Consider the following 13,097-nt stretch of genomic DNA (forward strand, 5'->3'; position numbering starts at 1 on the left):
CAACACGTTCTGACCAGCGGCGGGTCTGGAGGAAGACCTTCAGGCCCGCCGCTGACGGGTGTCAACCGACGGGCCAGCGCCGCGATGTCACCCCGGTTTGGCGGCGACCGGCCTCAGTAGCCCAACAGGGCGATGAGCAGCGAGGACACCGCGGCGACCAGGAGCACACCGCCGGTGCCGAGCCCGATCACCGCGCTCACCGCCACGGCGCGGGCCCGGGCCACCGGCACCCCCGCGACGGCCACCACGGTGACGAGTACGGCGACCAAGTAGATCAACGGGTAGTCGATCAGCGCCGCAACCGGGAAGAGGTGCACGCCCACAACGAGGGCGACCCAGGGGGCTGCCAGCTCATTACGCCGCAGCAGAGCGAGCACCCCCGCACCGACCGCGGCGACGCCGAACTCGATGCCGACGACGATGCCGAAGGTGGGGCTGGTGTCGGCGTCGAACGCCGTACCGTCCGACCAGTGACGCCAGGCGAGCAAGGCCCCGGCGGCAGCCGTGAGCAGGGAAAGAACCGAACCGGCGATGAGCACCGGCCGCCACGGCTTCGGGGGCGCCTCCTGCGCCCAACCGAACCAGCTGGTGGCGAAGAAGCCGAAAACGAACGCCGTCGCCGCCGCGTCCCGGACATGTTCGGTGATCATTGCGCTCCCCGCGATACCGCTGATTCGGCGTCGGACTTCGCCGTTGTCGGCGGCGCTGTTAACGCCGGCCACGACGCGGTAATACTGCCCTGACAGACGTGCTCGATGACAGCGTGGGGTTGCGGTCGCTCACGCCCCTCATCCGGTGACGAGGTTGATGGCCACGCCGATCGGGATCGATGCGGCCAGCCCAGCGACCAGCCACCACAACTGCTCACGCCGAGATCGCTGCTGCCCCGTATCAATCAGATGCTGAATCCGGGTCACGGTGTCCGCCACGATGGTCAACCGATCAGCGTCACGCGACGGCTCGCCCGCCGTGTGCCGGCGCCCGCCGGAGCGCCGTACCCGGCTGGTCGCCGACAACATCAGCCGGTGCCGGCGACGCTGTTCGAAGACCGGTGGCTCGTTACCGCGGTCATCAGGGGTGGGGGTGGTGATAGTGCGGTCAAGCGTCCGAGTGCCGGGCTTTTCGCTGCGGTTGAAGCGGAGCCAGCGGGGTGTCAGGTGGACGTCCAGCCACCACAGGGCGCCGCCGCCAGCGAGCAGGAGGAGGTTGGCGACGATCGCGGCGACCGCCCACGGCCCGGCGACGAAGAAGCCGACACCACCGATGGGAATGGCGGCCAGGATGAGTACCTTCGCCGCCGCCGCGCCGTTGAGTCCCCGCATGCCTGTCATTGAACCGGTCGCACCGTCTCGGTGAAGACCCTGCTATCCGGAAGGCGACAGCGGGCGGCCCTACCGCTCAGTCGACAGGTACGACCATCGGGTGGCCCACCGTGGAGAGCGCGACCGCGCGGGCGTACCGGATCGCGGCCGGGGTGTCCGGGAAGACCAGCCCCTCGCGGCGTAGGTCGTCAGCGACTCCGAGGGTGGCGAGGACCTGGTCGTGTGCGGGGGTGATGCCGGAGAGCAGGACGGTGATCCCGCGTCCGCGTAGGCGCCGGATCGCATCGCCGAGGACATGCGCACCGGTGGCGTCCATGGTGGTCACCCGGGACATCCGCAGGATGACGACCCGGACGTCGGTGACCTCGGAGAGTTCGAGGAGGAAGGTGTGGGCCGCAGCGAAGAAGAGCGGCCCGTCCAGCCGGTACGCGACGATGTGTTCGGTGAGCAGCGCGTACTCCTCGGCGCTGTGTTCGCCTGGGTCGAGGGGCACCTGTTCCAGCCGGGCGCTGCGGGCCACCGCACGCAGGGCGAGCAGCACGGCGACGCCGACGCCGACCGCGACGGCGGTGACGAGGTCCCAGATCACGGTGACGGCGAAGGTGAGCACCAGAACGACCGCGTCACCCCGGGTGGCCCTGGCCAGCGCCCACAGCGAGCCGGCCTCCACCATGCGGACGGTGGTGGCCAGCAGCACCCCGGCCAGGGCGGCGAGCGGGATCCGGCCGACCAACGGCGCGGCGGCCAGCACGATCGCCGCGAGGGCGACGGCGTGGGTGAGGGCAGCCAACTTCGACGCCGCCCCGGCGCGGACGTTGACAGCGGTCCGGGCGATGGCGGCGGTCGCCGGGATGCCGCCGAAGAGGGGGGCGGCGAGGTTGGCCATCCCCTGACCGAACAGCTCCCGGTCCGGGTCGTGCCGCTCGCCGACGGTCATGCCATCGGCGACGGTGGCGGAGAGCAGGCTCTCCAGGGCGGCGAGCGCGGCGACGGCGAGGGCGCTGGGAAGCAGCACGCCCAGTGCGCCGAGGTCGAGGAAGCTGAGCGAGGGCGCGGGCAGGCCCTGCGGCAGCGCGCCGATCCGGACCAGGTCGACCGGGATGACCTCGGCGAGGACGGTGGCGGCCCCCACGCCGAGCAGCGAGAACGGCAGGCCGGGTCGCCACCGGGCACCCAGCAGCATCAGTGCCGCGACGGCGAGGGCCACCGCGAGCGCGGCCGGCCGCGGGTGTACGACGAAACGGGCGACCGCGTCGAAGGCGACGGCCCAGACCTTTTCCCCGTGCGCGTCGCTGACGCCGAGAGCGGCGGGCACCTGTTGCAGCGCGATGACCACGGCGATGCCGGCGGTGAAACCCTCCAGCACCGGGGTGGGCAGGTAGCGGACGTACCGCCCCAGGCGGGCCACGGCGAGCGCGATCAGCACCAGGCCAGCCATCGCCCCGACCATGAGCACGCCGGTGGCTCCGAACTGCTGCACCACCGGCACCAGCACCACGGTCATCGCCCCGGTCGGCCCGGAGACCTGGAGGTTGGAGCCCCCGAAGACAGCGGCCACCGCACCGGCGATCACGGCGGTGATCAACCCGGCCTGGGCGCCCAGCCCGGAGGTGACGCCGAACGCCAGGGCCAACGGCAGTGCCACCACCGCCACGGTGAGCCCGGCCAGCAGGTCCCGGCGCGGCGAGCGGTGGACCGCCGCCCAGTCGGCCCGGCCGGGCAGCAGCCCGAGGAGCCGCTCTCGGACCACCGGGATGGCGCCGCTCACCTGTCCGCGCCGGTGGCGCGCAGCTCCCCGAGGAGGCCGTCCCGGTCGGTGAGGACCGCGCCGAGGATCCGGCGCCCGGCGGCCAGCAGGTCGGCCACGTCCGGGGTGCTGAGCGCGTACATGACGAGGGGGCCGTCGCGGTGTGAGGTGACCATCCCAGCGCGGCGCAGCACGGCGAGTTGCTGGGAGAGGTTGGAGGCCTCGACCTCGATGACGGCGAGCAGGTCGCGGACCGGCTTCGGGCCGTCCTGGAGCAGTTCCAGGACCCGGATGCGCACCGGGTGCCCGAGGGTGCGGAAGAGTTCCGCCTTCGCCTGGTACAGCGGGACCGACATGAGCACCTCTCCCGATCGATGCGAAGACTTTAGCACTTGAAGAAGTCTTCAATCATTGGCCGGCTCGGCGCAGTGGTCCGCACGTCGTCAATGAGGGCCCCTCCGCCGACAAGGGTGTGGCGAAAGGGCCCGCCCGCTCAGATGTCGTTGACGCAGCGCAGCACCGGACGGCTGGTCAGCGCCGCCGGGTCCAGCGCGGCGTCGACGCGCACGGTGAAGGTTGCCGACTCGCCCGGCAGGAGGGTGACCAGGGCTTTGTCCACCTCCGCCGAGGCATCGAGGCGGTCCGGGAAGAGCGTCAGGTCGCGCAGCACCGTGCGGGCCGTGACCCGGACCCGCTGCCCGCCGTCGACCGGCTCGACCGTCGCGTCCCAGGCCGCCGCCGGCCAGTCCACCTCCCGGTCCTCGGCGAAGAACCACAGGGCGCGCTCCGCGGTGCCACCGGCCTCCGCGACCAGCAACTCGCGCCGGGCATCCTCCGGCCGTGCCAGGTCCGTCGGCAGCGCCAGCACCACCGAGGAGTACGCCGGGACGTCGAGGTCGACCGAGGTCTTCGCCCTCGGCTCCCCGGTGAGGGTGAACCGGGTGACCGCTGCCGTCGCGGTCCATGCCTCGGCGGTCTCGTTGACCGCGACCAGGGCCAGGCCGCCGTCGCGGGGTTGCACGGTGAGCAGCCGGTCGGCGTAGGCGTGGCGCAGCGCGTACCACAGGGGTTTGCGGCGGCCGTCGCCGTCGACTGCCGACCAGGAGGTCACCGGCCAGCAGTCGTTGAGCTGCCAGACGATGGTGCCCGCGCAGACGTCCCGGTGGGAGCGGAAGTGCTCCACGCCCAGCTGGATCGCCCGGGCCTGGTTGAGCTGCGTCAGGTAGTGCCAGTCGTCGAAGTCCGCCGGGGCGGGCAGGTGCGCGTCGAGGCCCCGCTGGAGCTTGGCGTCACCGCCGGCCGCCTTCTGGTGATGCGCCATGCCCGGTGAGTCGTGGGCCAGGGGTTCGTCGCTCAACGCCCGGCGCAGCGTGGCGTACGCCGGTGGGGCCTGGTAGCCGAACTCGGCCACGAAGCGCGGCACGTACTCCCGGTACCTGGTGTAGTCGTCGGTGTTCCACACGTCCCAGATGTGGGTGGTGCCGTGCGCCGGGTCATTGGGGTGGATCGACTCCGTGCCCGACCAGGGGCTGCCCGGCCAGTACGGGCGGGTCGGGTCCAGCTCGCCGACGATCCGGGGCAGCACGTCGAGGTAGTAGCCGCGCCCCCAGGTGCGCCCGGCGAGGGCCTGCTGCCAGTCCCAGTCGTGCCACCCCCAAATGTTCTCGTTGTTGCCGGTCCAGAGCACCAGCGACGGGTACGGCGCCAGCCGGGTCACCTGCTCGGCGGCCTCGGCGGCCACCTCGGTGCCGAACGGTTCCTCCTCCGGGTACGCGGCGCAGGCGAAGAGGAAGTCCTGCTGGACGAGGAGACCGCGCTCGTCGGCGAGGTCGTAGAAGTCCGCCGACTCGTACCGACCGCCGCCCCAGACCCGCAGCAGGTTGACGTTGGCCGCGACAGCCTGGTCGAAGCGCTCGGCCAGCCGGGCCCGGGTGATCCGGGTGGGGAACACGTCGTCCGGGATCCAGTTGACCCCGCGGACGAAGACCGGGACGTCGTTGACCGACAACGCGAACGGGGTGCCGTGCTCGTCGGGTGTGGTGTCCAGCCGTACCGAGCGGAAGCCGATCCGGTGCGACCAGCTGTCCAGGGTGTCGCCGCCCGGCGCGTGCACTGTCACCTCGATCGGGTGGCGGGCCTGCTCGCCGTACCCCCGGGGCCACCACAGCGCGGGTTCGCGGACGTTGAGGGTCAGCACGGCCGTGCGCTGCCCGGCCGGGACGACCACCTCGGCGCGGGCGCCGGCCACGGCGGCGCGGACGGTCAGCGGGACGTCCGCGACCCGCTCGACCTCGACGTGCACCTCGACCCGGCCGTCGCGACCGTCCATGGTGACCAGTGGACGGACGGTGGCCAGTCGGGCGGTCGACCAGGCGTGCAGGCTGATCTCCTGCCAGATGCCGGCGGTGACCAGTGTCGGCCCCCAGTCCCAGCCGAAGTTGCAGGCCATCTTGCGGATGAAGTGGAACGGCTCCGGGTAGGCGTTCGGCCGGTCGCCGAGCCGTTCCTGCTGCGCCTCGGCGTAGCGGTACGCGGAGTCGAACGTGACCACCAGGTCGTTGTCCCCGTCGCGCAGCAGCGGTCGGACGTCGAACCGGTAGCCGCGGTGCATGTTCGCGGTGCGGCCGACCTCCACACCGTTGAGGGTGAGCGTGGCGACGGTGTCCAGGCCGGCGCAGACCAGGTCGACGCGCTCGTCGTCGCCCGCCCGGTGGACGAAGGTGGACTGGTAGACCCAGTCGGTGCGCCCGATCCAGGCCACCGCCCGCTCGTTGTCGTCGAGGTAGGGGTCGGGGATCAACCCGGCGTCAAGCAGATCGGTGTGCACGCAGCCCGGCACTGTCGCCGGTACGGACCGGCCGGCGACCTCCTCGGGCACCTGTGCTCCGGGGGCCGCTCGCACTGTCCAACCGTCGTAGAGTGCCTGTCGGCTCACGATTTCACCGCACCTTCCCGCATCGAAAGATGCCGTACTGAACCGGATAAGCTGAGCTACGGTACGGTCCGGAATCCGGGCTGTCAACGGCCAGAGAGCGAAGGAGCACGCCGGTGAAGCGGCCGACCATCGCCGATGTCGCCCAACGCGCCGGGGTGTCCAAGGGCGCCGTGTCGTACGCGCTGAACGGGCAGCCCGGCGTCTCCGAGGCCACCCGGCAGCGCATCCTGGCCATCGCCACGGAGATCGGTTTCAGCCGCAGCAGCGCCGCCCGCGCCCTCTCGGCCGCCACCGCCGGGGCGATCGGCCTGGCCCTGTGCCGACCGGCGCGAACCCTTGGCGTCGAGCCGTTCTTCATGGCGCTGATCAGTGGCGTCGAGGCCGAGCTCTCCGCCCGCTCGTACGCGCTGACCCTCCAGGTGGTGGCCGACCCGGACGCCGAGATCGCTGTCTACCGGCGCTGGTGGGGCGAACGACGGGTGGACGGGGTGCTCGTCTGCGACCTGCGCACCGACGACCGTCGCATCCCGGCACTCGAACAGCTGCAACTGCCGGCGGTGGTGATCGGCGGCCCCGGCGGCACCGGCGAGCTGGCGAGTGTCTGGTCCGACGACGCCGCCGCGCTGACCGAGACGGTGGAGTACCTGGCCGCGCTCGGGCATCGGCGGATCGCGCGGGTCGCCGGCCTGCCCGACCTACGGCACACCGAGATCCGCACCGAGGCCTTCGCGGCGGTCTGCCAGCGGCTCGGCCTGGTCGACGCGGTCACCGTCTGGTCCGACTACACCGGCGAGGAGGGCGGCCGGGCCACCCGCCGGTTGCTCAGTTCGGCCGGCCGGCCCACAGCGGTCATCTACGACAACGACGTGATGGCCATCGCCGGGCTCTCCGTCGCCCAGGAGATGGGCCTGACCGTGCCCGGCGATCTGTCCATCGTGGCCTGGGACGACTCGCCGCTGTGCCGGCTGGTGCACCCGCCGCTGACCGCGCTGGGCCGGGACATCCCGGCGTACGGCGCGCACGCCGCCCGGCAACTGCTCGCCGTCGTCGCCGGGCAACCGGCCGGGCGGGTGCAGGACGAGACGCCTCACCTCACGCCGCGCGGCAGCACCGCACCGCCCCGGGGGAGATGAACCGGTTCAGCGAGATGCTGAGGGAAACTCCTCGAAGTACGCCTCGACCCGCTCGGCCGTCGCCGGCCGGGCCAGCGCGAACCCCTGCCCGTACCGGCAGCCACCCCGGCGCGCCCCCTCGACCTGGGTCGACGACTCCAACTCCTCGGCGACGATCTCGACGCCCAGCCGCTCGCCCACGTTGACCACCACGTCGATCAGCGGCGGTTGCCCGTCCGGCCGTGCGCCCACCAACTCCGGGCCCACCTTGAGCAGGTCGATCGGCAGGCGGCGAAGCTGGGCCAGCGAGGCGTGCTCGGCCCGGAAGTCGTCCAACGCGGTGCGTACGCCCAACGACCGGAGCCCGGCCAGCCGAGCCACCACCGTCGACAGATCACCGGCGACCCTCGGCTCGCTCACCTCCACCACCAGCCGCTCCGGTGGCACCCCGTACGCGGCCAGCACGGCCGCGAGCCGCTGGACGAAGTCGGGAGTGGTCAGCTCCCGGGTGGTGACGTTGACCGCCATCCACAGCTCCCGGACACCCACCGACCAGTCGGACAACTGCCGGCAGGCCCGGTCCAGCACCCACCACTCCAACTCGCCGACCAGGTCCAGGTCCTCGGCGACCGGCAGCAACTCGGCCGGGAGCACAGTGCCGAGCACCGGGCTGCGCCACCGCAGCAGCGCCTCCGCGCCCACCGGCTGCCCGTCGGCCAGGTCGACCACCGGCTGGTAGACGAGGTCCAGCTCGCCGCGCGCCACGGCACCGGGCAGCTCGCGCTCCAGGTCGAGCCGGCGCACCAGCTGTTCCTCCAGGAACGCGTCGTACCACTCCACCCGGTCCCGGCCCAGCTGCACGGCCCGTCGTCTCGCCAGCTCGGCCTGCCGGAGCACGTCCGCCGGCCCGGCGCCGCTCACCTCGGCCAACCCGATGCTCGTCTGCACGCGCAGCATCGCACCGGCCAGCCGGTAGGGCGGGCTGAGCGCGCTCAACAGTCGGGTGCCCAGCGCGTACGCCAGCACCGGCCCGGCGGCGGTGACCACCGCGAAGCCGGTACCCGTGCACCCGGTGACCAGATCGTCGGGGGCGACGACCGCGCGAGCGCGGTGCACCGCCTCGGCCAGCACGTCCTCCCGGGCCGTCGGGCCGAACCCCTCGGTGCCGTGCAAATCCACCAGCAGCAGCGCGCCGGCCGGCGCCGGAACGTCGCCGATCGCGGCCAGGGCGTCCAGCAGGGCGGCCCGGTCGTCGGGGCTCGCCGCCGCGGGTCGCTGGTTGAGCCCCGACCACGCGGAACTGTGATCGGGCGACCACGTCGCGCCGGCACCCATCGCGGTCGCCGCGCCCTCCGGGACGCCGAGGGCCCGCTCGGGCGGCGGCTCCGGCGTGCCTGGCCAGCGGCCCGGGGCCGCACGGCGGTGCCGCAGCGAACGGCCGGCCGGTCGCCGATGAGCGGCCCGCCGAACGGACGTGGACGCGTCACCGGCGCGCAGCAGCTCGCGCAGCACCAGGGGCGGCACCGCCGCCAGGGCCAACAGCACGCTCGTCCGATCCGGTGCGCGGCCGGCTCCCAGGTGCAGGCCCGATGCCAGCAGCAGCACCGCCGCGGGGAGCACCGATCGGGGCCAGGCCGCGGCCACCGGCTCCACCGACTCCCTGTCGTCCGCCGCATCCGCCGCGCCGACCGCGACAAGCAACATCCCGAACACCAACGGGGGTACGGCCAGCAGGGCCACCCGGCCAGCCGGCGCGGACGGCAACGTGGCCAGCAGCACCAGCCCGCCCACTGTGAGCAGTACGCCGCCCCGGCAGAGCGACGCACCCGAGCGCCGACGTGGCCCCGCGAATGCGTTCAACGCGGCCATGCCCAACCCGCCGAGCGTCAACGCGGCGACCAGCCGAACCCTGACCGGCAGGCCGTCGGAGGGCAGCAGCAACCAGCCGGCGAGGGCCAGACCGAGGGCCGGGCCGGTCGACTCGACCAGCCACCGCAACCGGACCGGGGCCGCCGGCCGCGATCGGCCGGGGAGCCGGTACAGACCGGCCGTCGAGAGGGCCGCGACGACCAGCGACCCGATCAGCACGGCGAGGGTGTGCCCGATGCCGGCCAGGGGCAGCACGACGGCGGTGAGACCCGCCGCCACCACCGCCGCGTCGAGTAGCACCCCCGCCGCACGCGGTGTCGGATCGGTGCCGCGTCGGGAGGCCAGCCGGGACAGTCGCAGCCCGGCGAGCGTGGCGCCGGCACCGGCGGCCAGCGCGATCACCACCGAGGGCGGGACCAGGTCGACGGAACCGGCGAGGAGGAGCAGCGCCACCGCCACGGACGTGGCGGCCTCCGGTGCCGCACGGCGGGGGACGAGGACGCGGAAGGGGTACGCGAGGAGCACGGCGGTCGCCTTCGTGAGGGGGCACGGGGGCGGTGCGGCGGTGCGGGACATCGGACGTTGCGAGTCCGCTACCCACGATTGGCAACGATGGACGGCCGAATTGGTTACTTGCCGGTCACTCAGGGGAGACAACGACCTGTGTCACTGTACGGCGTACCGCACGCTGCCGGCACCGCCCGCCGCGAGCCGAAACAACCCGGAGTGGGATCATCGGAGGGTGAGTAAGCCCGACACGGTCCGCTTCCGGTACAACCAAGCCATCCTGGTGGCCGCGATCATCGCCTTCGTCGGCGCCCTGCCGCTGGCCAACGCCCGGAACTACCTGCTGCCGGTGCTGCTCGTCCCGCTCGCCGTCGCGGTGTGGGCCTGGCGGGCCGGCACCGACGCCGACGCGCGAGAGCTGCGCATCCGGGCGCTGGTCGGGCAGCGTCGCATCGAGTGGGACCAGGTCCTCGAGCTGACCACCGACCAGCGCGGGCGCGCGGTGGCCCGGCTCGACGACGGCCGCCAGGTCGTCCTGCCGGCCGTCCGTGGGGCGGATCTGCCCCAACTGGTCGCGGCGACCGGCCATCCGCTGCCGGACGCTCCGGCGGACACCCCCGGTCAGTAGCCGTCGACCACCGTGTTGATCAGCGGTTGCCCGGCGGCGAACCGGCGGACCTGATCGCCCACCAGCCGGTAGGCCCGTGGCAACAACCCGCGCACCGACCCGCCGACGTGCGGGGTGAGCAGCACGTTCGGCATGACCCAGAGCGGGGAGTCGGCGGGCAGCGGCTCGGGGTCGGTGACGTCCAACGCCGCCGAGATCCGACCGGTGCCCAGCTCGGCGACGAGCGCCTCGGTGTGCGCCACCGGGCCCCGGGCGGCGTTGACCAGCAGCGCCCCGTCCGGCATCGCGGCCAGGAACGCCTTGTCGATCAGGCCACGGGTCTGGTCGGTGAGCGGCACCAGCACCACCACCACGTCCGCGTCGGGCAGCAGTCGGGGTAGCTCCTCGACGGCGTGCACCCCCTGCTCCGGGCGGGCCGTCCTGGCGACCAGGGTGAAGCTGACGTCGAACGGGGCGAGCCGGTCGCGCACCGCAGCACCGATCGAGCCGGCGCCGATGATGAGCACCCGCTTACCGGTCAGCTCGTCGGTCGGGGTGTTCTCCGCGAACGTCCAGCGCCGCTCGGCCTGCGCGCGGACGAACGCCGGGAACGCCCGCAGCTGGGTGAGGATCGCGGTAACGACCCACTCGGCGGTGGACGGGTCGTGCACGCCCCGGGCATCGCAGAGCGTCACAGCCGGCGGTGTCCGGCCGGCCCAGGCGTCCGCCCCGGCGGAGAGCAACTGCACCACGGCCAGGTCGGGCAGCTCCCGCAGCACCGCCGTCGCGTCCGAGCCACCCAGGAACGGCGGCACCCAGAAGCGGACGTCGGCCGCCTCGGACGGCATCCGGTCGGTGTGCTCGAAGACCTCCACTGTCACGTCCGCGGGCAGATCACCCAGGAGGTTCAGGCCGGCCTGGTGCGGAATCCATACCTTCACGTCCGCCGACGATAGTCCCCGCCGCCGCTGCCGGTGCAGGCACGGCGGCGAACCGGCGTGCCGGGGGATGGCGCGTGGGGCCGGGGCGGGCGAGACTCAGCACACCGAGGTTCAACCCGGACCCGCGCGAGGTATAAGGAAGGGTCGGAGGGCCGTCCGCCTCCGCCCGGCAGACAGGTGCACGATGACCGACGGCTCCCCCGCCTCGCCCCGGCGTCCCATCGCGCCACCTTCGGTGCTCGGCGACCCGGAGCGGCTGCGCGCGCTCGCCGACACCGGGCTCGACGCCGCCCCGGACGAGGCGTTGGACCGGTTCGCCCGGCTGGTCAGTGACCTGCTGGACGTGCCGGTCGCGCTGGTCTCCCTGGTCGCCGCCGACCGGCAGTTCTTCCCCGGCGCGGTCGGGTTGCCGGAGCCCTGGTCGGAGCGTCGGCAGACCCCGCTGAGCCACTCGTTCTGTCAGCACGTGGTGGACATCGAGGTGCCGATGGTGCTGCCGGACGCCCGGCTCTACCCCCGCGTCCGGGACAACCTGGCCATCGACGATCTCGGCGTGGTCGCGTACGCCGGGATGCCGCTGACCGACCTCTCCGGCCGGGTGCTCGGTTCGCTCTGCGCCATCGACAGCAAGCCCCGCGCCTGGACGGCCGCGCAGCTGCGGACCCTGGCCGACCTGGCCGCCGCCTGCTCGTCGGAGCTGCGGCTGCGGATCGCGCTCGACGGCGCGCAGGAGGCCCGGCGGCGGGTGGTGCAGGCGCACGGGCGGCTGGAACTGCTGGCCGGGGTGAGTGAGACGTTGGCCGGCACCCTGGACGTGGGCACCGCGCTGCGTCGGCTCGCCGCCACCATGGTGCCGCTGCTAGCCGACTGGTGCCTGCTCACCCTGATCGGGCCGACCGGCCTGCCCCGCGAGGTGGTCTCGGTGCACCGGGACCCGGCCCGCGCGGCGGACGTCGACCGCTTCGGCGATCTGCTGCGCACCGGGCTGAGCCCGGAGTCGATGGTCCGGGCGGTCCTGCGGACCGGCCAGCCCCGGCTCGGCAGCGTGGCGTCCCTGGCCGACGTGACGAGGGGCACCACGCACCCGGAGATGGCGACGATCGCCGCCCGGCTGGGCATCGCCTCCTACCTGAGCGTGCCGGTGCGGGGCGTCGGCGGCACGGTGCTGGGGGCGATCACCCTCGTCAACGGCGGCCAACGTCAGCAGTTCGACGACCGGGACCTGCTCACCGCTGTCGACATCGGCCGTCGGGCCGGCCAGGCCGTCGGCAACAGCTCGATGTACGGCGAGCAACGGCACGTGGCAGAGGTCCTGCAACACAGCATGCTGCCCCGGCTGCCGGTGGTAGCGGAGCTGGAGTTGGCGGCCCGCTACCAGCCGGCGGCCGACCGGGTCGAGGTGGGCGGTGACTGGTACGACGCCTTCGTGCAGCCCGACGGCGACGTGATCGCGGCGATCGGAGACGTGGCCGGGCACGACATCGAGGCGGCGGCGACCATGGGCCAGCTGCGCAACCTGGTGCGGGGCAACGCCTTCGGCCGGCCGGACGCGGTCGGGTCACTGATGAGCAACCTGGACGGCGCCATCCGTGGCCTGCGGCTGCCGATCGCCGCCACCGCGACGCTGGTACGGATCTGTCCGCAGCGCGCCGGTGTGCACGAGGTGACCTGGTCCAACGCCGGGCACCCGCCGGCCCTGGTGGTCCGGGTCGGCGGGGCGGTGGAGACCCTGGAGGCGACGCCGGAGCCGCTGCTCGGCCTGGCCCGCCCGTCGCCCCGGAGCAGCCAGTCGACCATCCTGGCCACCGGCGACACCCTGCTGCTCTACACCGATGGGCTGATCGAACGACGGGACCGCTCCATCGACGAGGGGTTGGCCGAGCTGGTGGGTCGGCTGACCGGCACCGACACGCTGCCCCTCGACGACCTGTGCGACCTGCTGCTCGCCTCGATCCGACACCGGGAGGACGACACCGCGCTGCTGGCCGTACGGGCTCGGTGAGTGGTCCACTGGCGATCATCCGGGCGGGTCCATCGGCACCCGTTGCATCTCGACG

General features: G+C 73.2%; 10 protein-coding genes. 3 read left to right on the forward strand and 7 right to left on the reverse strand.

Annotated elements, in window-relative coordinates:
- Positions 1-113: 113 nt before the first annotated feature.
- The 5 genes from FB453_RS01010 to FB453_RS01030 form a co-directional block, all read right to left on the reverse strand.
- Positions 114-650, reverse strand: a complete 537-nt coding sequence (locus FB453_RS01010) for a hypothetical protein (protein WP_145786832.1) — start codon at positions 648-650, stop codon at positions 114-116.
- A gap of 138 nt (positions 651-788) precedes the next feature.
- On the reverse strand, positions 789-1,322 hold the full coding sequence (locus FB453_RS01015) for a hypothetical protein (protein ID WP_145786833.1): 534 nt from the start codon (positions 1,320-1,322) through the stop codon (positions 789-791).
- Between the two features lie 76 nt (positions 1,323-1,398).
- A complete protein-coding gene (locus FB453_RS01020; protein WP_145786834.1) occupies positions 1,399-3,090 on the reverse strand; it encodes a SulP family inorganic anion transporter in 1,692 nt (563 codons plus the stop codon).
- Positions 3,087-3,425 (reverse strand): ArsR/SmtB family transcription factor, encoded by a 339-nt coding sequence (locus FB453_RS01025; RefSeq protein ID WP_112604395.1) that lies wholly within the window; start codon positions 3,423-3,425, stop codon positions 3,087-3,089. Before FB453_RS01025 ends, FB453_RS01020 begins: the two co-directional genes overlap by 4 nt.
- Before the next feature lie 137 nt (positions 3,426-3,562).
- On the reverse strand, positions 3,563-6,004 hold the full coding sequence (locus FB453_RS01030) for a glycosyl hydrolase 2 galactose-binding domain-containing protein (RefSeq protein ID WP_145786835.1): 2,442 nt from the start codon (positions 6,002-6,004) through the stop codon (positions 3,563-3,565).
- A 113-nt stretch (positions 6,005-6,117) separates the two neighbouring features.
- Between FB453_RS01030 and FB453_RS01035 the strand changes: the two genes are divergently transcribed.
- Positions 6,118-7,137 (forward strand): LacI family DNA-binding transcriptional regulator, encoded by a 1,020-nt coding sequence (locus tag FB453_RS01035; protein ID WP_145786837.1) that lies wholly within the window; start codon positions 6,118-6,120, stop codon positions 7,135-7,137.
- A gap of 6 nt (positions 7,138-7,143) precedes the next feature.
- On the opposite strand, the gene FB453_RS01040 is transcribed toward FB453_RS01035, so the two are convergent.
- The gene (locus FB453_RS01040; RefSeq protein WP_145786839.1) at positions 7,144-9,510 is read right to left on the reverse strand and encodes a GGDEF domain-containing phosphodiesterase; all 2,367 of its coding nucleotides are present in this window, start codon (positions 9,508-9,510) and stop codon (positions 7,144-7,146) included.
- Between the two features lie 217 nt (positions 9,511-9,727).
- Between FB453_RS01040 and FB453_RS01045 the strand changes: the two genes are divergently transcribed.
- Positions 9,728-10,120 carry a PH domain-containing protein gene (locus FB453_RS01045; protein WP_145786841.1) on the forward strand — a complete coding sequence of 131 codons (393 nt, stop codon included), beginning with the start codon at positions 9,728-9,730 and terminating at the stop codon, positions 10,118-10,120.
- Here the strand turns inward: FB453_RS01045 and FB453_RS01050 are convergent.
- The gene (locus tag FB453_RS01050) at positions 10,114-11,040 is read right to left on the reverse strand and encodes a 2-hydroxyacid dehydrogenase (RefSeq protein ID WP_112604399.1); all 927 of its coding nucleotides are present in this window, start codon (positions 11,038-11,040) and stop codon (positions 10,114-10,116) included. The two genes, FB453_RS01045 and FB453_RS01050, sit on opposite strands and share 7 nt — an antisense overlap.
- A 184-nt stretch (positions 11,041-11,224) precedes the next feature.
- Between FB453_RS01050 and FB453_RS01055 the strand changes: the two genes are divergently transcribed.
- On the forward strand, positions 11,225-13,042 hold the full coding sequence (locus tag FB453_RS01055; protein WP_145786843.1) for a GAF domain-containing SpoIIE family protein phosphatase: 1,818 nt from the start codon (positions 11,225-11,227) through the stop codon (positions 13,040-13,042).
- Positions 13,043-13,097 lie beyond the last annotated feature (55 nt).

It is taken from the genome of Micromonospora sp. CNZ322, assembly GCF_007827755.1.

Bases quoted from the DNA above. Each gene is read 5' to 3' on its own strand.
- FB453_RS01010 (WP_145786832.1), bottom strand. From the start codon at position 650: ATGATCACCGAACATGTCCGGGACGCGGCGGCGACGGCGTTCGTTTTC.
- FB453_RS01015 (WP_145786833.1), bottom strand. From the start codon at position 1,322: ATGCGGGGACTCAACGGCGCGGCGGCGGCGAAGGTACTCATCCTGGCC.
- FB453_RS01025 (WP_112604395.1), bottom strand. From the start codon at position 3,425: ATGTCGGTCCCGCTGTACCAGGCGAAGGCGGAACTCTTCCGCACCCTC.
- FB453_RS01055 (WP_145786843.1), top strand. From the start codon at position 11,225: ATGACCGACGGCTCCCCCGCCTCGCCCCGGCGTCCCATCGCGCCACCT.